A 23,723-nucleotide genomic window follows, 5' to 3' on the forward strand; every position below is an offset into this window, starting at 1 on the left:
CATTCAACGAGCTCAAAGCGATTGGATATTTGAGACGACCCAAAACCGTTGCCGTTCGACTTTTTCACAATAGACCCATAGTGGACCTTGCCACTTACGCTTAGCTCATCGTATGAGCTACCGAAAGATCTGGTTCGTCTCGTTCATCAATCGCTCGCCTCGGGATGTTCCGGGATGATGATGTCGGTAACCGACGAGTCGGGTGGAATATTCTGGGCGCGTAGTGCGTTCTCGGCCAACGTCTGGAAAGTCGGTGCCGCTACGGTACCGCCCCAGTGCCCGGCGCCGATAGGATCATCGATCATGACGGCGATGAGGAAGCGGGGATTGGACATCGGCACGATGCCGACGAAGTTACCGACGTAGCGGCTCTGGGAATAGCGACCATCGATCACTTTTTGCGCGGTTCCAGTCTTACCGCCGACACGGTAGCCAGCAACCTGTGCTTGCGGCGCCGTGCCTTCCGGGCTCACCACCGATTCGAGCATGGTACGCATCTGGGCCGCGGCCTTGGGAGAAATGATCTGCTGGCCGACCGGCTTTTCGGTAGTTTTCTGGAAGGAAAGCGGAATGATATCGCCATTACGCGCAAAGATCAGCCAGCCGCGCGTAAGTTGCAGCAGCGACATCGAAATCCCGTGTCCGAACGACATATTGGCCTGCCCGATGATGCTCCACGATTTGTAGGGCCGCACGCGACCAGCAGCGGCACCCGGAAACCCGAAGCGCGGTGCCTGGCCAAAGCCAACCTTGGTGAACATCTCCCACATCTCTTGCGGCGTGAGCATCATTGCAATCTTGCTAGTACCGATGTTCGATGAATGCTGGATGATCTCGCCAACGTTGATGACACCGTGCGCACTAGTATCGTGGACTGGTTTGCCGCCCAACATAATGAGGCCCTTGCCTGTATCAAATTTCGTGGTCGGCGTAACCAAACCCTTATCCAGCGCCAGCGCCACCGTGAACGGTTTCAAGGTCGAACCCGGCTCGAATGTGTCGGTGATTACGCGGTTGCGTAGCTGTTCCCCGGTCAGGTGGGCGCGATTGTTGGGATCGTATGTCGGCCAGTTGGTCAGGGCGAGTACTTCGCCGGTGTGGACGTCGATCACCACGGCGGCGCCAGCCTTGGCATGGAATTTCTCGACCGCGTTCTTGATGCTGTTGAAGGCGATGTATTGCAGTTTGCTGTCGATCGACAGGGTGAGATCCTTGCCATCGTGTGGCTCGCGCTGCATGCCGACGTCTTCGACGATACGCCCTAATCGGTCTTTGATCACGCGGCGACTGCCCGGTTGGCCGGCGAGCACCTTTTGCTGCGCCAGCTCCATCGCTTCCTGACCCAGGTCCTCGACATTGGTGAAGCCGACCATGTGGGTCATCACTTCGCCCTGCGGGTAGAAGCGCTTGTATTCCTTGCGGGTGTCAATGCCGTCGATGTCGAGCTTCTCAATCTTGGCGATGACGTCCATCTCGACCTGGCGTTTCAGGTACACGTAGCTGCGGCTGGAGTTGATCTTTTTCAGCAACTCGGCTTCGGGCATCTTGAGCAGGCGCGCCAGTTCACGCAGCTTTTCCGGCGGCGTGCCCTTGATGTCTTCGGTAAAGGCCGAGACCGACTTCACCGGCAGCGACGACGCCAGCACCAGGCCGTTGCGGTCGAATATCTTGCCGCGCGTGGCCGGCAGTTCCTCGGTGCGCATGTAGCGGCTGGCGCCCTTCTTCTGCAGGAACTGGTTGTCTATCGCCTGCACCCACAGGGCGCGGCCGGCCAGCGCGGCGAAGGCCGCGAACAGCACGAACAGGACGACGCGCGAGCGCCAGTCCGGCAGGCGCACCGCCAGCACCGGGCTCTTGGAAAATGCGACGCCCTTGCCGGCAGCAACACGCGATTCTTTTACGTTTTTCATTTACTTCCCTATTAGATACTCAGTGTCCGGTTCTGGCCGGTTGCAGACGTATTGTAGCGTTCGCTTCCTACCCAAGGTGGACCTTGCTACACTATCGCGCGCGAGTTCAAAAAAGAAAGGTACTTGGAATTTTCAGATGCAAAGATATCTGGACCAGGACCCGTTTACGCTCGCATCAATTCATCATCTGCCCGATCTCGTTCGTTCACGTCGAAGAGTATTTGTCCATACCGCAGGTGCATGGAAGGGTTACCGATCGCCCCTGGGCAAGTCATGCCATATTCGATTGCTTCTCTTACAGTCGTTGTATATCCACCCAAATACGTAGAATCAGCAATTACTGCCAAGACCCATGTAGCTGCTTCCCAGTCGTTCTTAGGATCAGGAATCAGAAGCCATGCTTTGTTGTACTCTGCAATCGCATCTTCAAACCTCTGTGCGTTTGCCAAGTCGTTTCCCTGAGCACAATGGACCTTGATCTTCTGATGTAATTCTTCGTCGAGTTGCAGTTCGTTGTCCATCGCTTCCCTTACCGTGGCTGCTGTCTGCTGGTTGATCAGCAAAGTTGATTGTCTGCTTGTGGCCTATTGTGTTGAAAAAGCCGAACGGCAACGGTTTTGGGTCGTCTCAAATATCCAATCGCTTTGAGATCGCTGAATGGCGGCGGTTCTGGCAAGTCGAGGCTGACAGGATTTTTGTCCGGCCTTCAACTTAGCCGAGTTTTTCTACACAATAGACCGAAAGCGGAAGTTCGATTAGTGTACGGCATAGATTGCTATTTTTGCAACAAACGTGCCTAGCCGAGCAATTTTTTCAGTTTATGTGTTACATAGTTTTCACTAACTTGGCGCAGCTTTCATGTTCTGTGTCACCCGACATCTTGTTGACCCGGTGCTGGCCGGCGCCAGGCCTGTTCAGCCCAAGCCCGGCATCCACTGCATGGCACCAGACGTAGGGGGCATTGCCCCGGCCGACAGCGCCAGGCGCTGCCTTTCCCACCAGGCCAGGTAGATCTCGTGATCGGGTGCAATGAAGCTCATGTTGCGCTCGGCCAGGCTGCCGTTGATGAACAGTTCCGTGAAGACCGTGGCGGCACAGAGCATCGGTATGGGCGCTGGCGGCCGCACGGGTTCCTTGATGAAGCTGAAGCACGCATCCCATAAATGCTGAAAGCGCTCCGCCGTGATCGTCCGCCCGCTGCGCCACTTCGGCAGGTTGCTGGCCAGCTTGTCTTGGCCCGCAATATCCAGCCACCGCGCCATCGCCGCAGCCGGCGGCATAGCCCTTGGCCATTTCCGTACAGGGCTTTCACAAGCTACACGCAAACAAGCGATCGCGTCCAGGAGCCGCCGAGTAGGGTAGTGGTAGATATCTCGCGTCTTCGGAGCCGAGGTCTTTCCTTCCAGGTCGGACCCGCAGATTGAAACGAGGGAGAAGCGAGGCGAATACTGGCGTCGGCTCCAGTCCAGGAAAATGCGCGGCGCAAAATTCGAAGTCCAGCGTCGCCAGCAGCTGGAACTGCAGGTTCAGCACGAGAACGCGGCCGGGCACATCGAGCCCATCCCAGGACACCGCTTCACGCAGCTGGAGCCGCATCTCGTCGGCACTGATGCCGTCCTGCGGAATCGCCAGGTGCTCGTCACGAAGCCATTCCACGTCGAGCACGGCTTGCGCTGCGCTGCGGACGTCGCCAGCCTGCCGGTGTATGGCCACCGCCTGTTCAAGCAGGTCCATCTGCCCGGCCAGGTGTACAGTGGCGGGATACTGGTCGCAGGCGCTTTGCAGCGAGAAGGCCATGCCGCTGACGAAGCCAGGCGTTGCGTCCAGGCCGGCGACGTAGGCATCCCGCTCAGCGCCAGGCCAGTCCTTATTCTTCAGGTTCTCGCGCAAAATCTCGAGACCTTGCAGACGAATCTGTTCGAGCACCACCGGGTCGGGCGTTGTGCTTTTGCTGAGCCAGTTGCGCACGGTCCTGTCGCCGACGCTCTTGGCCGCGACCTCGGCCACCATGCCGGCGACGGTGCGATCGTGCATGCGTTGGAGGACCTTGAGCGAGAGCGTGCTGATCATTCGGCTATCGAATTTGAAAAGAGGCAAGCATATCGCATGGCCGGTCGCGTGCACTCCGAAGCCGGCCATGCTCCACTCACGCGGTCTTGCGCGAACCCTGGCGCTGGCCAGCTGGTGCGCCGGCGCCGCCCTCGGCCGCGCGCTTATCGGCAACGCTTTGAAGCCGCGCCACATAGTCGCTCTGCCGGCCACCGTTGTTGGGTGCCGTGCTGCTTTGCATCCGGCAAACTGCTTCCTGGGTAATTGGGCTCTTGGGTGCTGTCTTGGAATGCTTTGTCATGGGTTTCTCTTGGTGATGTAGGCCGGTCAAGCGCCGGCGACACCCACATTCTATGCGAGCTGGGCACCGCCGTTATGCCGTGAACCGGAAAGGTAAAGCCCCGAACTGGTGGAAATGCAATTAACGGTCGGTGCAGGGATGTACCGTGCTACCTGTTCCGTTCACCCTACGTTGCATTGCTGCCCTGGTGCCGGCCGCCGCCTTCGGATCTTGTCTTGCCAGCTGCTGCTCGCCCGCCAGCACCACTGAAATTCAATTAACAGTCGGATCACGAGAAGTAGGGTAGTGGTCGCCTCACCGGCCGCCGTCCCGCTGGCCGCCGCTCGCCGGGGACCTGGGTTATGCCCCTTCATGGATTGTCCGAATCGGGATTGGGGGGATCCTATGCCTTGGGGAAAACATGGATTGTGGAGAACCAGGTTTTATTCAATTCATGATCCGCGCAAGTCCTCGGGCCTGGCGCGGCGGGCCTTTTGGATTGTCAGGCACAAGGGGGTTGTAGGAGACCAAGGTCCGGGAGGATCGAGGCTTGGCAGGGACCAGGGTCTGCGGCGGATCGGAACTGCCTGTCTAGCATAATTATCCGACCGTTAATTGCAATTCCAATAGCGGTGGCGCTGGCAGGATACAGCCAGAAGAGGGGACGTGCTTCGCACGTCCGGGAAAGAGAGGGGCGCGGGTTTGTTCGGCGCAGGAGGAATGGTACGGATTTCGAATAGGCGTGGTTGCAACAGCGCAAGCTTTATTTGTGTCGTATCATCGGCACACGATGAAACAAACGGCCGCCTGCCCTTTCACACCATGAGCAAGCTTCTCCAGACCATCAGCGACCACGTACTCGAATCCCTCGGTAACCCGGTGCGCCTGCGCCGCTTCCTGGGGCACCGCCCGGACTTCAAGGCCCAACTGCTGGCGCCGGAGAACAACATCGACATGGCGCGCGTGCCGAAGTGGCAGCGCATCAACGAGATCGGCGCCGCCGGCCGCCGCAACGCCCGCCTGGAGCTCATGGGCTGGCGCAACCAAGGCAACCACTAACGCAGCTTCACCGCGTCCTGCCCAACGCTGGCCAACCTGGTGCGCCACAGCGTCTTCGACGCCTGGTCGTTCGACCTGCAGGACCTGCATGGCTTCGCCGCGTCGAAGTCGAAGCTTGAACCTTCAGCTCGATGGATGAAATGGTACGCACCAATGCGCGCGAGATGATCGGCAACATTTCAGCCGAAGGCCTGCGCAAGAACCTGGCGCACGACGAGATCCGCCTGCTGCGCAAGAACCCGACCGACTGGGTCCAGGTGCACCAGTGGGACCAGCGCATGTTCGTGGTCAACGACGGCGGCTCGCACCACCTGGCGGCGGCCAAGTACATCGCCGCGCGCATCGACGCGCCAGTGCCGGTGCAGGCGTTGCTGCACTACTACTCGGTCAACGAGGACGCCGTGGCGCTGCTGCGCACCGAGTACGAGATCTACCTAGTCAGCGACAAGCCCGAGCTGGCTAACGCCTTCTTCAATGCGATGCAGTCCTATGGCGCCACCTGACTCTGGCACGCGCTGCCCCAGTTGTATGAGCAGGCAAAGGCCATCTTCCTGCCGCGCGAGGAGTCACAGGCCATGCGCGTGTCCCAGTCCTTCCGCGAAGCCGGTTTCGCCGACCTCGGCCACCACCTCGCGGATGTGGCGCGCAGCGGCACCCCTGAAGTCATCCTGCGGCGCCTGCACATGCAGGAACCGTTGATCGTGGATTCGAGTGACGACGACGAGACCGACAGCAGCGCCCCGCGAGGCTGATCCTGCTGTCGCCGGCGACCGTGGTTACGTCGGCAAGCAGTGATTCAGGCGATGGAGCAGCGCGCGGCCGCGTGCCAGCTCCACCAGGGTCTGCCCGGTGAGGATGAAAATCCTGTCGAAGACCGTGAAGGGATCGCTGGCCAGCAGATGCTCCTGCAGGAGCGCGAGGGCATGCTGGCGCTCTAGGGCAAGCGCCTGCCAGTTGTCATAAATGGCGAGCCACTGCTCGCCATAGGTCGTGTAGCCGGGTTTCTGGGCGCTGGCCACCTTCGTTGCGATAAAGTGCGCCATCGTCTCGGCCCAGCCACGTTCCACCGAATCGCCCTCCATCGGCGGAGGGAACCTGTTCGCCTCGATTTCTTCCAGCAGCTGCTTCTTCGACTTTCTGGGCTCGCCGGCGGCTGCCGGGCTGATGAAGTGGAAGCTGCGGTCGAGTTTGGCGCGCAGCGTCCTTTCATGCGCCGCATTCTCCGGAACCGCCTCGGTATGTTCAATGCCGATCGTCCGGTCGCCCAGCTGCAGCGAAAAGTCCGGGCACTCGTCCTTCGCGAGCTGCAGGGGGAAGTCGTCTGGGTGCCAAGGGATACTGCCCAGCAGGCGGACAATCGAGTAGATCTCGACCGGTCCTTTCCGCGGCGCCGGGGGCGGAGGCACCTCCACGTTCAGGCGGGGCAGGCGGGCGTGCAGTTCTTCGAATGTACGGGCAGTGAGCAGCATGGGCGAGGTCCATCGTCGGGGTGCCGACATGATAGGCCATCGCAGACGATACTACGAAGCCCTCAAGGCGTGACCAGGCGCACGCTGGCTGGCGCCGCGGACCGGAATGTTGAGCCTTCCCTTGGGAGACCTGGCCGGCGCTACATACAATGGCCATACCAACAAACAAAAGCCGAAAGAGGAGCAGCTGATGGACACTCGCTATATCGACGCCGAGCGTAAGCTGGCAGCAGCGCTGGACTGGACGGACGCGGTGTACTCGGGCGCAGTCGGCGAGACGTCCTGGCGCGCCGTGGGCCTGGCGCCTAGCGCACTTGAGCGCTCGTGCATTCCTGCATGGGCGCGCTCCAATGACGACTGTGTGGACCTCATGATTAAGCACGCCCGCTTCGTTCGCAAAGAGGTGACCACCGCCGGTGCGCCGGTGATGGTCGCTCGCTGGAGCGACAAGCGCGGCTTCGACGAGCGCATAGCGTTACCGATCTCCGAACACGCCAGCGAGGCCGCAGCCTTCCGCTACGCGGCCCTGATGGGTGTGACGACTAAGGTGGAAACGGTGAGCCGCGACCGCGAACTCGAAGCGATGGTGAGCGCCTGAGTGGTGCTGCCTGGATAAAAATGCGAACATATACCCTCGAACAGCTGGCCCATTTCACGGACAGCGGAATGGATCGCCGGTTTATGCTCGGGGCGATGGTTGCCTTGGGGATGGACGAAGCCGCCAGCTTTGCGCTCCGTTCCGCGGACGCCACTCGAGACGGCGACGTCGTCAGCCTATACTAGGTTTACGGTGGTGAGTACGGCGCCCAGATGGAGGCGCTCATCGACTGGCACTTGGCCCAGGTGCCCCAGAATCCGCCCGTAGTCATCGCCGCCGGCGAGGCGAGGTATGCGCTTGGCCAGCTGGCGTGGGTCCACGCGGTTGGGATGTTCCAGAGCGACATGGCGCGAGACATGCTCGCGCTGGGCATCAATGGTGGTGCCGCGCATGAGCTGACGCAAGCTGCGGTGGCCCACGGCACCGTCATCGGCGTTTGGAAGGCTTGCGTGCAGCGCCACGCTGTGGCGCTCGAGACCTACCTGGCCAAGTGCCTGGAATCCTACCGCGCCAGCTGGCCACACTTCCCAGGCGCCGACAAATCTAGCGCCGACGAGGCCGCTGAGGGACCGGTGCTTGGCGGCCAAGCGTTCTAGGCGCTGAATCTGGTCAGTGGGTGAGGGGTGGCGGAAAAAAATAAATTCCTTCTGCTACTCAAGTAATCGGTCTTTCGCGCTCTCCTGCAGGGCGACATCGACCGCTACGTTCCTACACTCAAGGAACACCCTCAACCCACAACCTGGAACTACTATGCGCTCTACCAAGTACTCGAACACCCCTTCTACTCGTAGCCAACTCGTTACGGCGGCCGTGGTGCTGCTGCTCTGCGTCGGCTTCACCTATTTCTTCAACCCCCAAGCGCCACTCTCTCCTGAGATGCAGCGCTTCATGACGCGGGTCGGCGGCATTCTGATTATGGGAGGCGGCGTCCTGGGCGCCTACGGCTTCCTCTGGTTCAAGAAGAACGTGAGCAACCGCCAGCTGGCCACAAATAACCTCCAGGCATACGCCGAGGCAGTACGCGTGCTTACGAACGCTGCCGAGAACACTCCCCTAATTACGCCAGTTCTGAAGCAGCTGGAAGCGGACATGGCCGACGCAGCCACCGCAGAGGCTCGAGCAACGAACTTCGAGGAGACAGTCGCCAACGTTGGCATCGGCGCACTGGCATTCGTCGTCGTCGGTACTATCCTGCAATTCTGGGCAGCCTAACCGGACAAGAGCCCTCTAGTCACGGCGGCTGGAGGGCTGTTTCTCGGTACCTGTCATAGGTCAGGTGGCCACCGGCCCGTGCTAGCCAGCGACAGCACCTTCGAATAGTGCCCCGAGCGGCTGCGTGAATGCGCGATCCCTAGAGCCCAGGAAAGCGTCGAAGAGCGTGAACTTGAGGTGCGTGCGCCTCAGCTCACGGGGCCAAGTCTAGTTCGCGACGTCCCACTGCTTGACGCGCGCCAGCTCGATTGGGCGCTGGCAGTTCCCAACAATCGCATTCTCGGCATGCACGGCCGAGATGTTTCTGCGCTGTTTGAAATCCGCCGCCGCTCCCTGCCAGCAAAAGGCGTAAGTTTGAGCGACCGAGAAGGTGGTCAGCGAATTTTCGATCATCATCATCGTCTTCTCGACCGTCGGCATTGGCAGGGCCCGGTCGTCAGCGCAGTGTCGCAAGTAGGCCAGGCACTCGTGGGCCGTTAGCTCGCGCGTCACGGCCGGTGCCTGCTCTCGCCATTCGGCTGGCCACGCTCCCGAGAGGCAGGCCTGCTCGATTGCACGGATCAGGGCCATGCTTGCCGCCGGCAGCTCCCAGTACAGGTCCTGCAGCACGTACCCGGTCATCCGCGGAGGAGACTGTTCTACCGTAAAAGCCGACGTGGGCGTCTCCCTGGATATCTTCACCAAGCCCGCGCGGAGAAGCCCGAAAAGGGGCTGCAACAGCTCTGGCGCGGGCGCAAACGGATGTTCGCTCATGCCGAAAGGCAGAAGCACCAGATCCTGCTCCGCGCCGCTGCTGGCTCTGTACAGCGCCAGCAGATACAGGGCCTGCTTCAAGTCGAGTTTTGCGGCTGTCGCCGGCGGCGCCTGCTCCGCGAACTCCTCGATCGCGTGGGCAATGATGACGCGCTTCCGGGCGCCCGAAGGGACAAGCATCAGCTGGTTGGCGCGCGCGGCCGCGTGCTGATGATTCCGAGCCAGACAGGCTTCGTACGCCGCCAGTGCTTAGTCGTTATGCGAGGTGAACTGGCAGGCCAGGCCGTAATCGAACCACACCGTCGACGTAGGGTCGGCGCCGGCCGCGCGGTACACGTCGACGACCATCTCCATCAACGCATGGAAGCGCTTGTAGAGTTTGTGCTTCAGCAGCGGCGTGCGCAGATAGGTCGCAGCGATCTCGTAGAGGTGGTCATGCAGGGAGTCTGCCTCGTCGCAAGCCGCAGCAAGGAAAGCACCGACCATGCTGGAGGCAAACTGGTCGACGACCAGCTCGTCGTCGTAGGGCTCTTCGTCGAACATCGAGTCGTCGTCGTAAGCCGACTAGGTGCCAGGCGCCTCGGTCACGCGCGCCACCTCGAAACGGCCGAAAGCGCGCCCCGCGTCTTCAAAGCTCTGTCGCGAAGTCAGAGGCGGGACGATTCTCCTGAGTCGCTACCTTTCGTATAAAGACCAGCGCAATTTCGGTACACTCATCGCGGTCTCGAAGGAAACGGCTGAAAGCGAGATGATGGTTAACGTCGAACACTACCAGACCAACGCCAAGGACGCGAACTTCCGCGATGTGAAGACTTTCCCGTTCGACGAGTTCGAACGAGCTGCGGCGCTGTACGAGTCCTATCTCGTCGAGCGTTTGGGTGTGCCACCCAAGCAAAGATGACGTGAGCGACCCGGATATGGCGACGCATGCATGCATATCATGGCCGGTAGCTCGTAGAGGCCAACTCAATCAGTCGATCCACAGCTGACTCGACAATATAAAATGTATTGTCGAGTTAGATCCGAAGGCGTTTATAGTAACCAAGCTATAGCTTTACACATGGTTTGAATTCTGATCAGGGTCCGATGGCAATACTTTCCGATTAGACTAACCTCATTAGCGTCGATAAGCCTATGCCTTATCCCTTCTCTCTCCCATTTGCTCTGCGTTTCAGCTGCTTTCGAGCTACCGCAAAACTAAATATGGCAGCTCCCCACAGTGTTAAAGTATCGGGTTCTGGCACTCTTGCTGGAGACGGGTTAATTTCTATCTTGGAAAGAGTGAAAGTTTGGAATCGGGTAGCAACACCATCTGGACCATAGATGCTGAAACTGCTAGAGGCGCTGTCGTACGCTGCAGGCACAAACGATGCAGTTGTATTAAAGGTGGCATTCGGGCCTATGAACGGTGTCACATAGCTATTAACGTAATGCGATACGCTGACGAACCTGCTTGCCGAGTCGCGACCGGAAGCTTGGAAGGAAAGTGTGTCAGCCCCTCGTCCAAGTTCTGACAGCCCTCCGAAGACGTGCGCCAACGAAATGACCGGAGCGTCGACACGATACGAATACTGTCGGTCGTTGATCATGATCCTGACGTTGAAGGGGACCGTGTCCGAAAGACTCTCGGAAAAATCGGATGTAATGATGTGGCGATTCGTTGTATCAAAGGTCGTTTCGAGAATAAAGTTAGCGCCGAGCAGGCTACTACCTGGCGCCCCGAAGAGGCCGATCCCATCCTCCCCAAAACTATATTCGGCCGTCTGCGCGATTAGGCCTGACGATCGAAAAGTCACAATCTCAGCGAATGCGTGGGACGTAAAAACTAATGAGACCACAGCTGTAGCGAATAGCCCGATACACTTCATATGGATTAGCCATTGTATTATTAAAATTGAAGCAATGGTACTCGGATAAGGTATGTTCGAGCAAGCAATAGTCTGCAGTAAAAATGGCGCGATTCGCCCTTGGGGACCAGGTCTGCATTGGCTCAGCTCAGATGATTAGGCCGTCTCGTCAGTCAATGCCGGCCATTTTTCTGGCTCTTAGCAGTAAAGAGTCATCACCGCCTCCGCCACGTCCGCTTGAATGTGGGGGTCAGGCACCAGGAGAGTATTTTCGTCGTCGTCTGCACTTTCTGTCAGGTAGCCCTGCGGCAAGCCCGGGGAGTCCAAAGCCGCCCAGTCACGCTTGATAAGTGCGTCAGCAATACGTTCGCGGTGCTCAAGGCGCCAAGGCGCGGGTGCTAGACGGTCGTCCTGCGTCCACCATGCCAGGTCGACCTCAATGCATAGTTCTGCCTCCTGCCAATACAGGTCGTACACTTCCGGCCGCACGGCCTCAATCCTAATCTGGATGCCCAATCGGTGGGTCGACACATGCACCCGGCGCGGATCCAGCTCATCCAAGCGCTCGATCAGCGCCCGCCGGAAGTCACGATGAAACTGGCCAAACAAGCGTATGCCTTCCATCTTGCGCCTTACGACCTTGCCGCGGTAAAAGCGGGCAACCGGTACGTAGTCTCGCGGGTGCACGGGCGCGACGCTCCCCTCAACATCCACGATGTCAGCCCTTTCCATCGCTAGGTGCCGCAAGCCATTCCAGACCCAGTCTGCATGGAACGCGTCCAACGCTGCCTTCCTGAAATCGTCACCGCTTCGTGCCAGCGCGAAGAACCTGCAAGCGCTCGCGCCGTAGAAATCAAGTTCCAGTGCTGGGCCTGACGTGTAATGGAAATAGTGAAGCTCTAACAGGTAAGCGTGAGCTTCGCGGCGCAGAACAATCTTCCTGCCGTCCGTCGTGTGCCATTTCAGCAGCGCGTCTATGGGGTCCAACGAGCCCGACGGCGGCCGGTCCACAACGTATCCTTCGTGGTCACCACCGATGGCAAGTTGGGCCGGTAAATGTCGCCGTGATTCCCCGGATGGCGTGACGCTTTCGTACAGCCAGTTGGGCGGCAACTGCCGTTCCACCTCCTCGCGTGTGGGAGGAAGCTGCAGGTCTTCGACGGTTGTGTCGAGGGCCTTCGCCAACTTGTGCGCCGTGGTCGGGGTCGTGCGCCCCGTGTTCTTTATGCGTTGGACGGTCTTTTCGCTCATGTTGTTGGCATAAGCCTTCGTCGGTCCGCCAGCCATGGCGATGCGATGGCGGACCTTTTGGGCATGCAGCTGAATAGTTTCCTTCGGCATTGTCTCGTTCCCGGCCTCTATCGTTCACCACGTGCTTTGCTGTTACGAGCTGCTGCGCTCGCTGCACGCGCGGCAAAATCTTCCTTTGACACCCGGCCGTTGTCTATCGTCGTGCGGCGCTGTATAGCCGATGCGCGTTCCTGTGTCATCGGGGTCTTCCCGACTGTTCCCTTACCCGCCTCGGTCTTGGTCTGCTTTTTCACGATCTCTCCATAGGTTGATTGCTAACGGGGAAACGATAAAGCAGCGTTGCTGTCCAGTCACGCCCTCAATTAGGACATATACGGACACGTCACGGGCGCCAGTAAGTCAACCCGTGAAAAGGACCGAGATTGGGCAAGCTGATCTGCTGCTGTGTAAACTATCTAGCCATCGATCAATCCTGCCGCGCTCAATAGATCCAAACAGACTTCAAGCGGCACACCACGTTCGACGAGAGGTTCCGCCCAGTGGTGCGGGCTAGATGGCGGGGTTCATCGACGAAAGGCTGTCCAGAGCGTCAAGGAGCAGTTCGCGATGCGCCGATCCTGCAAGCACAGCGTGTGCGTCGTCCAAGACTTCCCGCCACCGTGGCCAACGGGTACTCCAGCGCCGACGGGACCCGGAACTGCGGGCTCGCGCCGACAGCACCGGTTCGCCGTCGTAGCGAGTTTCAAACGAGGTCAGGAATGGTAGTGAGACATCACCGTGAGTCACATAGTACGGACCCCTCATGTGAGCGCCAGCTTCGTCCAAGAACCGTGCGCCTGCCAGGTAGTGCAAGTACAAGTTGATTGCCAGATGCTGGACTGCACGATCACGCAGTGGCAAGTTGAATCGTCGACGCAGAAAAGGATAGATCGTTTCAGCGGATAGTCTCGTTCCTACCTCAGCGTGGTGGATAAAGCGCTCGAAGATACTGGCCTGGAAGAGAAACGCCGGCACACGGAGCACTGTTTCAGGGTAAGATTGCCGAGATAAGAAGGCTGGCACCGCATCCTTGAGGCCAAGTTGCTTGCGGAGCCATGCTTCCTGCTGATCCGTAGGCCAGCCAGAAAAAGCGGTATCAATGTCGACCTTGGCGGCCTTCCTGGCCTTTTCGAGCTGGGCCAGCTTCGCCCGCTCCTGTCTTCGCCGCTCCAATTCGGCAAGGTAGGTGTCGTTGGCCGCGTCCACCCGGCCCTGCAGCTTGTGTTGCAGGTAGGCGAGATGCTGGTCGCTGCGCGGGTACACTAGCCACTCCTTGTAGTGCACGCTCTCGATGACGCGCGCCTTTACGGCGTCGAACCCTTCCAGCGGATCGAGGTCGGACAGGTCGATTTCCATCGCCGGTAATCCGAGCCGTTTGAGCTTGGTCCGCTTTTCCTCATCGACGCAATGGCGGAAAAACATTTCGACCAGGAGCTGTCGGTCGCCGCGGTAGCCGACGACATCCGGCCGGATCGTGTCGATGGTGACTTCCGCCACCGTCCGATCAAATCGGATGCGCCGTTGCGGTGACAGGACTTCGTACTCATGCAGCTCGCCGCCGTCCTGGGTCGCGGCTGAAATGTGGAAGCTGACCTCCGGGACCATCAGGGCGCCGCACTCGACGAGCACCTGCTTGGCGGCGGCGTGGGTTGCACTCTCGACGCACTGGTTGGAACCGGGTGCGTTCTGGTGAGCGAAGTGGCGGCGCCTCGACCCTTGCTTAAGGATCAGCCTTGCCCCACACCCTGGACAGTTGCAATGGCAGTCCAGCCCGCCGACAAGGGGATCAGTCGGCGCAATCAGGCGGTCGCCCTTGCGGGCGAAAGGCACCTTCAATCCTTTCTTGGACGTTTCGTTCATCGCCATCTCACACACGGTTTCCAATAACAACTGCTTTCTTTCGGCGCATCTGCTTGACAGCCTGCCCCCTGTATGGCGTACTACTGATAAAACACCCTAGCAAGTTACTCTTCCATACTTGCATTGCTAGCTAAAGCTGTTAGCGTCCGCAGCTCACAACAACACTTCAGCAGACTAATTAAGTTCTCTAAAAAGGAATATAGGATACCTTATGATGGACAACGTTGACTTTGATAATATCGCAATTGACATCAAAAGAATTCAGAATGCCCACAAAGACGCCGTGGAAGGTAGGGGTAGCGAAGATAAAGTCGATAGGTACCTGCGTGAGCTTGGCGAGGACCTTGGTAGTTATGTTTATATTGCTGAGGGACCAAATGAATTTAGCCTTGATCGGGAGCGGTTGGAAGAACTAAAAGCTTTTGGAGAACTAGGCGGCGATAGTAATAATCCGTCTCTAATGATCCCTAACCCAGTCAATAAATACCAGTCGCTGGAGGTAAAAATTATTTCACCTGAAGAGCAGTAAGCTTTGGTGAAAATTTGCGTTATCGGTTTAAGTTCAACCGATAACGCAAGCGTCTTCTACACAGCTCCGGTCAAAAATCGCTACTTCAGTGCGTAGATAAATGACATTGATTGAGGTCCCTGAACTTGTCTTCGACGGATGGCAGAAATGGACTTACCGCCCACGACCGTCTCGCGAACTCGATGTGCCATTAGATTTCGGCATTCTTGGCTTGTATCTTCTTGCAGAATCATCGGATAATCTTGCCGTTGAGCCCAGCCCTAGTCTCGAGAAACTACCGAAAAATGTCACTTATATCGGGATGTCAGCAAATGTTGATTGCCGACTTGAGCGGTCACACCGAGCAGTTCGGAAATATCGAGCGCAAAAAGGTGCTGACATGACTAAGCTTTGGTTCACGACTTGGCGATCTGAATGGACGAATTCTAGGCCTAAAGAAACACGCGCAATCGTTGCGAGAGCAACGTTGGCGTATTACGAGCGAGCCATGATCTTGTCGTATGTGAAAAGATATGGACGTCTGCCAGCTCTGAACCTGGTTTAAAGCCAGTTTAACCTGACCGTTTAATTGATGTGCGACGTTGCTTTACCATTGACTCCCGTGTGATCCTCTAGCTTAAGTTTTTTTAACAGCCTCGTTACCTACGCTGCTTCTTCGACGCTCGTAATACAACTCCGCCGCCTCGGCAATCCTCTTTTCCTTCGTCTTGACGTAGATGGACGTCGTCGCCGCGCTGGCATGGCCAAGCACGTCCTGCACGACGACGATCGGCATGTCGTCTTCGACGGCCAGCGTGCCGAATGTATGCCTGAAGGCATGCGGCGACGTGTGCTTGAGCTGGACCAGGGCCTCGGGCGTCAGCAGCGGCGCCTCTTGCGACGTGTGCTCGGCTACGTGCGCCTGCACGCGGTCCAGGGCGCCAGCGATCAGGTCGTACAGCGAATTGGCGCGATAGCCGTTCGCGCCGTGGTCCCGGTGCCGCGCCTGCGCCGCCGACGTGCCCGGCACCACCAGCGGCGCCAGCAGCGGCAAGTCCGCCGGCGTGCTGTCGAAGTCGAGCCCGCGATCGCGCCAGTGCGCGCGCAGCGCATCGATGGTGCGCCCGCTGACCGGCACCTTGCGGATCTTGTTGCGCTTGCCGAGCACCGTGAGCATCCATACCCCGCTTGCGTGCCGGCTCGCCTTGAGCTTGTCCTGACGCGCGCTGGCCGCCTCGGCGCGACGCAGGCCCGAGTCCCCCATCAGCAGGATGGCCGCCAGCGCCACCCGGTCCTGCTGGTTGTCGGGTTCCGCCGCGCGCAGGGTCAACACGTCGACGACCGTGTCCCAGGAATTCCTGCTAAGCGCACGGTCGACCTGCATGTGCTCGGCCTGCACGATCACCACCGGGTCTTTCACCGCAGTCCAGGGGTTGCCGGCCAGGTAGCGCACCTTGACCAGCCAGTCGAACATGCCGCGCAGGATGAGCACTGCCTGCTTCTGCGATCCGGTGCCCATCGGCTCCTCGGCGAACGGCCGCCAGCGCTTGCTGGTTTTGACGGTGCGCGGGCCGCGGAACTCCGGCGTCGGCGCCACCAGAAAGTGCTTGTAGCGCTCGCAGTCGTCGACTAGCAGCGACGACATGGGCTTGCACGCAACCAGTGCACACGCTCCAGCTCCTTGCGATAGGCCCGTTCCGTGTGGGCCTGGCCCTGGTAGCGCACGAGGTAGGCGTTGATCGCCTCGAGGTCGTTGCGCGCGGCGATGAAGCAAAACGCGGGCGAGCGGTTTGCGCCCTGCAGCCCGGACAGCCAGGCCGGCAGCTGGAAGGTGCCCAGTGGCGCCAGCGCGCGTTGGCGCGTCGGATCCAGCACCGGCAACAGGTCCAGGTCATGTGACGGGGCCGCGTGCGAACGTTCCTCGCCAACCTCGCCGAGCTGTTGCGGCCATTGGCGCAGCCATCGCACGATCGCCGCGCCGCGGCCGGCGCCCACGCGGGGCACCGAGCGCCACCACCCGGGTCCGCGCCGGTTGATCAGGTCGACCAGCTCGGCGAGCGTGCGCACGCCCTCGGCCTTGAACGCGCTCGCCGTCCTCGGACGGAACCATTGGGCCAGCGGCTGCGCCAGCGCCGGCACCGGACGTGGCATGTCCGCGGCCTTGATCAGGATGTCCAGCGCCTTGTCGGTAATGGCGCCACCCTGGCGCGCTCCCTTCAGGATCTCCGCAAAGGCTGGATTGTGCTCGATCGCGCGCTCGATCAGCGCATTGCGCATGTCGATCAGCCAGCGCTCCAGTCCTTCCGCGACTTGGGGGCTATCTTCTGTGAAGTAAAGGTCGGCGATGCGCTGGATTGGAATTTTAAGCACATAGGCGCGCAGCGCCGTGTAATCGGTGCGGTTGTAGGCAAGGTCGGGCAGCGCCACGTTGGTGTGCTGGGCCATTCCTACTCTCCCTGCGCTGGCGCGGCTGGGCCGTGCTCGTCTTCCTGGGGAAGGTCGGCCACGAACGATTCAACCACGAGCCGAAGGATCAGCCACCAGGCGTAGACGCCATACACACCGCTGCACAGGCTGTCATCTGCTATGCCGTGGGCAACCGCGTTGCGCAGGTTCGGCCCTTCTTGCTCGCACATGATCGCCCGGACCGTGAAGGTCAGGTTGTCGCCGAACACCTTTATCATCTGCGGCCGCTCGACCAAGTTCGACAAGCCGACCTCCATGTCCAGCCCGTTGACGTCGTGCGTGGTGGTGTGGGCGCCAGCGTCCCGCAGTGCGACCCGAACCATGTTTTCGAATTGCGGAATTAGGATGTGGATCGCCTGTACGTAATCGCCGCAGTAGCCGGCATGCAGTCCCTTGGCCACGACGTCGACCCGGTCGCGCGGCACGACACCGGCATTCGCGCACAGGTGCGCGAAGTCGAGCAAGGTCAGGTAGCACTCCAGCTGCATCGCCTCGAGCGCGGGCATGATCATGCCGTATGCGGTCATCCCCGCCACATTGACGCAGTTTTTGATGGCGAAAGCTCGCACCTGCGCCGCCTCAGCGCCTTCGCCGCTGTCGGCGCCGGCACGCCGCGCGATCGCGCGTCCGTCATCGGCTAGGGTTACCCCGCCGAACAGCCTCCCAACGAGGCTTTGCGCAACCAGCTTCCGGGCCTGCTGGAACAAGGTCTCACGGTTCGGAAAGTCATGCAGCGTGCAGAATCCGACCAATGCGCCCAGGGGCGTTTTTCCCTGCACCTGCTGAATGGCTTGCTGTCGGTAGTCCGTCAGATCGATTTGCCGGCTTTGGACGACGCGCATTTCGCCCAGTGCCAGGCGCCCGGCCGAGGCCAATTTGTCACGCAGCGCGGCGATGACTTCCTCCACCCTGTGCGTGGCACGGTGCGGGCCAGGCGCGTCGCGGTAGGCCTTGATAGCGCGGGTCAAGAATTCCTGGCGGCGATCGCGGATCCGCTGGCATCCGCCTGCGCCGCCAGGCTCGCGCCGATCATCACCAGCATGTCGGCCTGCCGATCGGGTAGCCGTGCGCGTCCATACCATTTTTCCGCTTCCTCAAAAAAAAAAGCCTTCCGCATCCGAATTCCGCCCCGCATCGAGCCGTTCGCGGCCCAGGTGTTCTAGCGCGCCGGCGATCATGGGGGCGTCGGCGCCGGCACGCTTCTCGTTGTAGAGCGGCCGCACATAGAACATCGGCTCGAAGGTGCCGGCGCCAAGCGCGCTATTGAACGCGGCGAGCAGCGCCACCTCGATCTCGTGGCTCCGGGTCCCGGCCCCACGGCCGAGGGAGATGGCGAGCTGCAGCGCGCGGTGCCACGCGGCCCGCCCGCTTAGGTGCCAGGTGGCGAAATCGATTGGGTGGCTGCGGTAGCCGTCAATGGCCGTGAGGGCGAAGGCGATGTCCTTGCGCCGGTCCTTGAGCCACACCAGGTCGGCCAGGCGGGCGCGCAGCAGCGGGATTGCACACCGCGTCGACCAGTTGCGCCAGCAGGTCGACATGCGCGCTGGTCAGGTCTTCGGGGAGCATGGTGCGCGTGCCGTCGGACCAGGTGGCCATGGGCAGGAATGGCGTCGGGCGCGTATCCGGCTCCAGCATCATGGAACTGATACCGGCCATGAAACGCAGGGCCCGCGCCCCTGGTCATGTCGGCGGCGGACTCGGCGTCGCGGGCGGCCTGTGCTAGGATGCTGTGCATGGCGCCGGGATCAGGCGTCGAATCGGCATCTAGTAGATCGTTCAGGCCGGCGGCCAGCACGATGTCCAGGGTGATGTCAAGCTGCTGAGGTTGCGGCGCGGGCGTGTCGGGCATGGCGGTGGGCGCTGGACACGATGGTCGTCCGACTGAGGCTGGTAAATGAAAGCACCATCCTAACCCTGTTTCACGGCCAAAACAAGCATAAACGCTTCGATGATAATAAGCGTTATCATCGAAAGGAAGCGACGTAAAAAACGGCCCGAAGGCCGAGAAGCGCTCGGAAGTAATTTTGTTAGGTTTTCGGAAGTAAATTTGCGAGATAAGCCGGTCGCATCTTTCTAACAAATTTACTTCAAGCCATCCTTGGTTTGTATTACGCTTAGCCACTCTCCTGTCGAGTCTGATTCGGCACTGATCCGTCCAAATTAGTACACGACGCAGCGAAGTACCAATTTTACTTCCGAAATTTGAAACGAAATTTGTGATTTGGGCGCCGCTTGCACGCGGGTTTTTCCTATGAGTCGCAATGGCTTCGATCTAACAGAATTACTTCCGAGAGCTATTAACAGTTATCGCTTGTGGAAACCGAGGCGTTCCAACGAGTGCGAAACGTCATAATTTTCAAGAGAAATTCTTGAGCGATCCGAGGATTGCACGACAGTTTTCTCCACCACAGTCTGGGCATACCCTTGAGCCACTGCCCCACCACCGTGAACCGACCGTTAATTGCAGTTTATTCGGGCCTGATCGATGGCGCTGACTTGGACTGGAGCCTTTCCGAAATTCGGAATAACGCGGCCGGCCAGCTGGCGCAGAATGTGCGGATTGCCAGCAGGTGCGGCGCAACCACGAGGAGAGAGCGATGAACAAGCAGACGAAGGCAGCGCCGAAGAGTGCTGCGGTGAAGACGCCCACGACGAAGGACGTTGTGAAAAGGGTGCAAGGCAGTACGGCGGCCGACAATGGCGGCGAGCAGAAAGACTGGGTGCGCCGTCTGCAAAGCACTGCTGACAAGCGCGCCAATGCGGAGACTGCGCCGCCGCCACCGGCGCCAAAGGGTGCCGCAAAGGCCCAGGGCAAGCCTGGCCAGCCGGCCGGCGAGAATGGACGCCCGAGCAGCGCGACGCGTTCGCGACCGCGATAAAGGCCTGCCCGGGGACGCTGAGCAGCTTCGCCCTGGGCTTACAAAACGGCGGTGACCATTTCCCCGCCTTCCTGGAGCTTTCGCGCGAGATCGACCTTCTGGAGCAGGCGCTTGCCGTCCATCGTCAGAACGAGGACATTCTGGGCTTTGTGCAGACCCTGCTCGGGGCGAAATGGCTGCAGGAGGAACACTTCATGAACCCGGACGCTGGCACCGACGCGGACACGATCCGGCGCCAGCTGCAGGCGGCCACCGCATGGGCTGACCTCGACCTGCCAGTGGCGGTGCTGGCGCTGCACACACAGCTCCAGCTCCTCGCAATACTCGACCTGGAGTTCTGCGCCGAATACCTGTCCAACATCGAGGCGACATCGATCTTCACGTGCCTGATGCCCCGCACGCATCCTCGGATTGATTTCGCAGTCCAGACTACCAGCCCCATTGTCCGTGACGCCTTCCACTACCCGTTTCGCCGCCTACTCGACGCGGCCGCATGCATGCGCGTCTTGCGTGAAAGCCCTGGCCGCAAGTGGCCATCCGCGGTGCCAGCCGCCAAAGACATGAAGCGATGGTTCGAGCTGGCCGGATGCGAGCACCTGGCCCGCAATTTATCGAAATGGCGCAGCGGGTACCCGTTCACGGCAGACGACTTCGAAGCCGTCTGGGAAGCGTGGTTCCATTTCCTCGACCCGAGCGAACGGCCGGCGGCACCGAAGCCGATGATGTACGCAGCTGCGATGTTCACCACCATTTTTGTCAGGGGCAGCCGTACCGGCCGTGACCTGCAGTTCCTGATTCCGGATCCAGCGATCTACCAGCATTGGTGGAATGCTCAGCGCAACGCGCTGACGAGCGGCCCGCGCCCGCTGCGCTTTGGTACCGTGAAGTGGGCGCCAGGCTTATTATGACGCGACCCAGCATGCCTCCGATCGACCCGGCCGCCCCACGCTACGGCGACACCATGCGCCCGCTCGACCTCGACAGCCTGGCGCTGGTCGACGAACACCGGCAAGACCCGGTGGTCCTGCGCTTCATCGAGCTCCTGGAGCGTACAGCTCGCGCCGAGAAGATCAGCAAGCCAGAAACCTAGACCGCCGACCAGCGCCTCGCCTACCAGTGCGACGACTGGAAATCGTTCTCCCGCCTTCATGGGTATTCCCGCCAGGAGATCGCGGATTTCGAGGAGTACCTCTCGCTGGCCGCCCAAGTCGATGTCAGGCACGGGCCTGACACAGCCAGCTCAATTTCCCACCTGGTGCAGACCCAGACCGAATTTCCCCGATCGCGCGGCTGTGTTGCGGTACCATGTTCCGATACAGCAACCGCGCCTCGCGCTCGTCAGCGACCGGCAGCCGCCGCAAGGATCTCCATGGCCCAGTTCAACCCAGTTTCGAAGCACCCCGCCCGCGCCCTCCAGGCATGGGTGATCCTCGTAGGCGCGGCGATGAACCGCCAGACGCTGACCTATGAGGGCTTGTCGGTGAAGATGTACAAGAAGAAGGCAGTGGGCGTGCTCGACAAGATCCTCGGGCACATCGCCTTCTACTGCATCGAGCAAGGTCTGCCTCCGTTGACGTCGATCGTCGTGGGCAAAGGCCGTAGCACACCAGGTCAGGACATTCCCCTGGACACGAAGGCGCTGGACGGCGCACGCGAGCGTGTCTACAGCTACGACTGGTACGACGAATACCCACCGACCGAGCAGGAACTTGCTGCGGCGATGAAGGCTGCTATGGCGCCGGCGGAGCTGGTGGCTGTACCCGACGCGCCGGCAAAACGCGCCAAGCGGTAGGGAAAGATTGACGCGGCCGGGGCCGTGATCGGCTCAATAGTCCTTGAGCCGAACGTAACCGGTGCGCACCAGGTACTGGAAAGTCATGGCCTCGTCTATACCCAGTGTCGCACCCCATTCGCAGATTCGGTATGGCGTGGCCGCGCGGGCACTGGGTTCTAGGGTCGACAGCTTGTACCAGCTTTTTGTCATTGTTTGCTGAGGGCTCATCGCCATTGCCATAACTGTAGGCTGATTGGCTGTGGGCCATTTGTCTTCGTCGACCCAACATACACACTCGGCCATCGCGTAGACCGGGAGTTCTTCCCCCGCCTGCAGACATCGAAGCGTTTCGTAGGCGGACAAATCCGCGATTCCAATCAGATAGTATGACTCGTGACGTGCGAGCAGGGCACCTTCATCGACCATCGTGTTCAGGTAATCGCGTACTGCCAGCGTCTCGCTCTCAGGATGGAAATCATCCGACTCGAATCGCTCCCGCATCCAGCTAACTGCGGTCTCTAAAGTCAGCAAGTACTTCCCTCGTGCGGCCCGTTTATGTATCAGGCCTGCGAAAAGGGCTGTTTGCCATACGTGAGGATCTGACACCCCGAAAACCCCCGGGCAACCGGTTGGCACGCTCAGCAAAGCCGGGAGATCCGCACCACCGAGCCAGCGACGGAGGATCTCGCGTTTTTCGGCCTCAAGTGCGTTTTTGAAGAGCGCTGTTTTGCGCTGCTGCTGCTCCTCTTTCTGAGTTTGCTCCGCGCGCTCCTCCCGGTTCCTGATCTGTTCCACCCGAAGGCGTGTCCGCTTCTGCTCGCGCTCCAATTCGCGCTCCCGCATCGCCGCTGTGTGACGTGCCAGTTGCCTAGCGACCTCCTCGACTTTGCGTGCCTGGCTTTCAGCCAACACAGGCGCCAACGACTGACGCAGCTCGTCCTCGACCGCCGAGACCGCAGGATGGAAGAGCCAGACGGTGACGCTACCATTCTCAAAAAGCAGCGAATTCAGGACGTCAAACGTAGCCTCACGTATCCCTGACAGGTCGACTTCGACCGCGGCAAGGGCGAGACTACGCAGTTTTTTCAACTTCTCTTCGTCGGTAAAATGGGTGACGGCGATCTCGATCGCGACCTTGCCAAGATCGGCGGCTTCAGCCAGCAGATCTGGACGGGTTGACCCAACGGCTTGCTCCAGCTGGACCTTCCCAAGCTCTCGGTAGGCGGCGGCGGCTAAGCTCTGGGACGCCCGGTGAAGGGATGAGAAAGCGTCGGACACCTCCACCGTCGCTGTGAGCTCTGGGAACAAAAATCCCTTCCGGTCGTAAATGAGCTGTTTGGCTGCCAGGTGAAGCGATGTTTCGGTACCGGACTCACACGCCGAGCCAGGCGCATGCGCGAAATGCGGCGCGCGCTTGCCGGATTCGCAATGCTTTGCATACAGAGGGAAGGAACAAGCCGGGCAGATGCACCCGCATTTCTTCCCGAGCGGTACCTGGCGCGGCTCGTACATGCGGCCGTCCTCGATCCTTCGGCCAAAAGGGATCCCCTCGCCAGCGTGCTGTTGGTTTGCGATCATGGAATGCAAGCAAAGTAATTCAGTTTTTCTAATGCAACCTTAACACCATCAAAATGGGTACGGAAGTCGCCGGTCGACCTTGGCGAGATGCCTGCCTTTTACACCCGCACGAAAGGTGGGTCACCTTGCTAACGGAGTGCCGTTGCCGCCTCTTGTCAGTGCGACTTTCTTTTGACCCTAAGGCCAAGGCA

28 protein-coding genes and 2 pseudogenes are annotated in these 23,723 nt (G+C 59.9%); 11 read left to right on the top strand and 19 right to left on the bottom strand.

Features of this window, described 5'->3' with window-relative positions; genetic code table 11:
* Positions 1–146: 146 nt before the first annotated feature.
* From U1H99_RS27535 to U1H99_RS27555, 5 genes are all read right to left on the bottom strand, one after another.
* A complete protein-coding gene (locus tag U1H99_RS27535) occupies positions 147–1,910 on the bottom strand; it encodes a peptidoglycan D,D-transpeptidase FtsI family protein (protein ID WP_323144829.1) in 1,764 nt (587 codons plus the stop codon).
* Positions 1,911–2,074: 164 nt separating this feature from the next.
* On the bottom strand, positions 2,075–2,473 hold the full coding sequence (locus U1H99_RS27540; RefSeq protein WP_323144830.1) for a tetratricopeptide repeat protein: 399 nt from the start codon (positions 2,471–2,473) through the stop codon (positions 2,075–2,077).
* Positions 2,474–2,824: 351 nt separating this feature from the next.
* The gene (locus tag U1H99_RS27545) at positions 2,825–3,190 is read right to left on the bottom strand and encodes a hypothetical protein (RefSeq protein WP_323144831.1); all 366 of its coding nucleotides are present in this window, start codon (positions 3,188–3,190) and stop codon (positions 2,825–2,827) included.
* A gap of 28 nt (positions 3,191–3,218) precedes the next feature.
* The gene (locus tag U1H99_RS27550) at positions 3,219–3,980 is read right to left on the bottom strand and encodes a hypothetical protein (RefSeq protein WP_323144832.1); all 762 of its coding nucleotides are present in this window, start codon (positions 3,978–3,980) and stop codon (positions 3,219–3,221) included.
* A gap of 76 nt (positions 3,981–4,056) precedes the next feature.
* The gene (locus U1H99_RS27555; RefSeq protein ID WP_323144833.1) at positions 4,057–4,260 is read right to left on the bottom strand and encodes a hypothetical protein; all 204 of its coding nucleotides are present in this window, start codon (positions 4,258–4,260) and stop codon (positions 4,057–4,059) included.
* A gap of 801 nt (positions 4,261–5,061) precedes the next feature.
* Between U1H99_RS27555 and U1H99_RS27560 the strand changes: the two genes are divergently transcribed.
* On the top strand, positions 5,062–5,298 hold the full coding sequence (locus U1H99_RS27560) for a hypothetical protein (RefSeq protein WP_323144834.1): 237 nt from the start codon (positions 5,062–5,064) through the stop codon (positions 5,296–5,298).
* Between the two features lie 131 nt (positions 5,299–5,429).
* Positions 5,430–6,050: pseudogene (locus U1H99_RS30250) on the top strand (DUF6685 family protein).
* Between the two features lie 24 nt (positions 6,051–6,074).
* On the opposite strand, the gene U1H99_RS27575 reads toward U1H99_RS30250, so the two are convergent.
* The gene (locus U1H99_RS27575) at positions 6,075–6,767 is read right to left on the bottom strand and encodes a hypothetical protein (protein WP_323144837.1); all 693 of its coding nucleotides are present in this window, start codon (positions 6,765–6,767) and stop codon (positions 6,075–6,077) included.
* Between the two features lie 106 nt (positions 6,768–6,873).
* On the opposite strand from U1H99_RS27575, the gene U1H99_RS27580 reads away from it, so the two are divergent.
* The 3 genes from U1H99_RS27580 to U1H99_RS27590 all read left to right on the top strand — a co-directional run bounded on the left by U1H99_RS27580 (position 6,874) and on the right by U1H99_RS27590 (position 8,577).
* Complete coding sequence (locus U1H99_RS27580; RefSeq protein WP_323144838.1) at positions 6,874–7,365, top strand: hypothetical protein; 492 nt, start codon at positions 6,874–6,876, stop codon at positions 7,363–7,365.
* A 212-nt stretch (positions 7,366–7,577) separates the two neighbouring features.
* A complete protein-coding gene (locus U1H99_RS27585) occupies positions 7,578–7,961 on the top strand; it encodes a hypothetical protein (RefSeq protein ID WP_323144839.1) in 384 nt (127 codons plus the stop codon).
* A gap of 154 nt (positions 7,962–8,115) precedes the next feature.
* Positions 8,116–8,577, top strand: coding sequence for a hypothetical protein (locus U1H99_RS27590; RefSeq protein WP_323144840.1), 462 nt, complete (start codon positions 8,116–8,118; stop codon positions 8,575–8,577).
* Positions 8,578–8,784: 207 nt separating this feature from the next.
* Here the strand turns inward: U1H99_RS27590 and U1H99_RS27595 are convergent, their stop codons facing one another.
* Positions 8,785–9,510, bottom strand: a complete 726-nt coding sequence (locus tag U1H99_RS27595; protein ID WP_323144841.1) for a hypothetical protein — start codon at positions 9,508–9,510, stop codon at positions 8,785–8,787.
* A gap of 69 nt (positions 9,511–9,579) precedes the next feature.
* Positions 9,580–9,873 (bottom strand): hypothetical protein, encoded by a 294-nt coding sequence (locus U1H99_RS27600; RefSeq protein ID WP_323144842.1) that lies wholly within the window; start codon positions 9,871–9,873, stop codon positions 9,580–9,582.
* A 25-nt stretch (positions 9,874–9,898) separates the two neighbouring features.
* Between U1H99_RS27600 and U1H99_RS27605 the strand changes: the two genes are divergently transcribed.
* Complete coding sequence (locus U1H99_RS27605) at positions 9,899–10,231, top strand: hypothetical protein (RefSeq protein ID WP_323144843.1); 333 nt, start codon at positions 9,899–9,901, stop codon at positions 10,229–10,231.
* Between the two features lie 1,144 nt (positions 10,232–11,375).
* Here the strand turns inward: U1H99_RS27605 and U1H99_RS27610 are convergent.
* From U1H99_RS27610 to U1H99_RS27620, 3 genes are all read right to left on the bottom strand, one after another.
* Entirely contained in the window at positions 11,376–12,518 is a 1,143-nt protein-coding gene (locus tag U1H99_RS27610; RefSeq protein ID WP_323144844.1) for a hypothetical protein, read from the bottom strand.
* Positions 12,519–12,535: 17 nt separating this feature from the next.
* A complete protein-coding gene (locus U1H99_RS27615; protein ID WP_323144845.1) occupies positions 12,536–12,721 on the bottom strand; it encodes a hypothetical protein in 186 nt (61 codons plus the stop codon).
* A 256-nt stretch (positions 12,722–12,977) separates the two neighbouring features.
* Positions 12,978–14,333: a competence protein CoiA family protein gene (locus U1H99_RS27620; RefSeq protein WP_323144846.1), complete on the bottom strand. Its 1,356-nt coding sequence runs from the start codon at positions 14,331–14,333 to the stop codon at positions 12,978–12,980.
* A gap of 205 nt (positions 14,334–14,538) precedes the next feature.
* Here U1H99_RS27620 and U1H99_RS27625 point away from each other — a divergent pair, with 205 nt between their 5' ends.
* Entirely contained in the window at positions 14,539–14,856 is a 318-nt protein-coding gene (locus tag U1H99_RS27625) for a hypothetical protein (protein WP_323144847.1), read from the top strand.
* A gap of 616 nt (positions 14,857–15,472) precedes the next feature.
* On the opposite strand, the gene U1H99_RS27630 is transcribed toward U1H99_RS27625, so the two are convergent.
* From U1H99_RS27630 to U1H99_RS30235, 6 genes and pseudogenes are all read right to left on the bottom strand, one after another.
* The gene (locus tag U1H99_RS27630) at positions 15,473–16,480 is read right to left on the bottom strand and encodes a tyrosine-type recombinase/integrase (RefSeq protein WP_323144848.1); all 1,008 of its coding nucleotides are present in this window, start codon (positions 16,478–16,480) and stop codon (positions 15,473–15,475) included.
* Positions 16,465–17,280: a phage integrase family protein gene (locus U1H99_RS27635; protein WP_323144849.1), complete on the bottom strand. Its 816-nt coding sequence runs from the start codon at positions 17,278–17,280 to the stop codon at positions 16,465–16,467. Before U1H99_RS27635 ends, U1H99_RS27630 begins: the two co-directional genes overlap by 16 nt.
* Positions 17,281–17,282: 2 nt before the next feature.
* A complete protein-coding gene (locus U1H99_RS27640) occupies positions 17,283–18,269 on the bottom strand; it encodes a DUF4209 domain-containing protein (RefSeq protein ID WP_323144850.1) in 987 nt (328 codons plus the stop codon).
* Positions 18,266–18,418 carry a hypothetical protein gene (locus U1H99_RS27645; RefSeq protein ID WP_323144851.1) on the bottom strand — a complete coding sequence of 51 codons (153 nt, stop codon included), beginning with the start codon at positions 18,416–18,418 and terminating at the stop codon, positions 18,266–18,268. Before U1H99_RS27645 ends, U1H99_RS27640 begins: the two co-directional genes overlap by 4 nt.
* Positions 18,396–18,839: a DUF7380 domain-containing protein gene (locus U1H99_RS27650; protein WP_323144852.1), complete on the bottom strand. Its 444-nt coding sequence runs from the start codon at positions 18,837–18,839 to the stop codon at positions 18,396–18,398. Before U1H99_RS27650 ends, U1H99_RS27645 begins: the two co-directional genes overlap by 23 nt.
* Positions 18,840–18,852: 13 nt before the next feature.
* Positions 18,853–18,957, bottom strand: a pseudogene (locus U1H99_RS30235) (hypothetical protein); the annotation flags it as partial.
* A 941-nt stretch (positions 18,958–19,898) separates the two neighbouring features.
* Between U1H99_RS30235 and U1H99_RS27655 the strand changes: the two are divergent.
* Positions 19,899–20,180, top strand: coding sequence for a hypothetical protein (locus U1H99_RS27655; RefSeq protein WP_323144853.1), 282 nt, complete (start codon positions 19,899–19,901; stop codon positions 20,178–20,180).
* A gap of 38 nt (positions 20,181–20,218) precedes the next feature.
* On the opposite strand, the gene U1H99_RS27660 is transcribed toward U1H99_RS27655, so the two are convergent.
* Positions 20,219–20,371, bottom strand: coding sequence for a hypothetical protein (locus U1H99_RS27660; protein WP_323144854.1), 153 nt, complete (start codon positions 20,369–20,371; stop codon positions 20,219–20,221).
* Between the two features lie 3 nt (positions 20,372–20,374).
* Between U1H99_RS27660 and U1H99_RS27665 the strand changes: the two genes are divergently transcribed.
* The 3 genes from U1H99_RS27665 (at position 20,375) to U1H99_RS27675 (ending at position 21,972) form a co-directional block, all read left to right on the top strand.
* On the top strand, positions 20,375–21,088 hold the full coding sequence (locus tag U1H99_RS27665; protein ID WP_323144855.1) for a hypothetical protein: 714 nt from the start codon (positions 20,375–20,377) through the stop codon (positions 21,086–21,088).
* Between the two features lie 11 nt (positions 21,089–21,099).
* On the top strand, positions 21,100–21,270 hold the full coding sequence (locus tag U1H99_RS27670) for a hypothetical protein (protein ID WP_323144856.1): 171 nt from the start codon (positions 21,100–21,102) through the stop codon (positions 21,268–21,270).
* A gap of 279 nt (positions 21,271–21,549) precedes the next feature.
* Positions 21,550–21,972 (top strand): hypothetical protein, encoded by a 423-nt coding sequence (locus tag U1H99_RS27675; protein ID WP_323144857.1) that lies wholly within the window; start codon positions 21,550–21,552, stop codon positions 21,970–21,972.
* Positions 21,973–22,005: 33 nt separating this feature from the next.
* Here U1H99_RS27675 and U1H99_RS27680 read toward each other — a convergent pair whose 3' ends face one another.
* Positions 22,006–23,466: a competence protein CoiA family protein gene (locus U1H99_RS27680; RefSeq protein WP_323144858.1), complete on the bottom strand. Its 1,461-nt coding sequence runs from the start codon at positions 23,464–23,466 to the stop codon at positions 22,006–22,008.
* Positions 23,467–23,723 lie beyond the last annotated feature (257 nt).

The sequence above is a fragment of the Massilia phyllosphaerae genome (assembly GCF_034659755.1).
Taxonomy (GTDB): domain Bacteria; phylum Pseudomonadota; class Gammaproteobacteria; order Burkholderiales; family Burkholderiaceae_D; genus Telluria; species Telluria phyllosphaerae.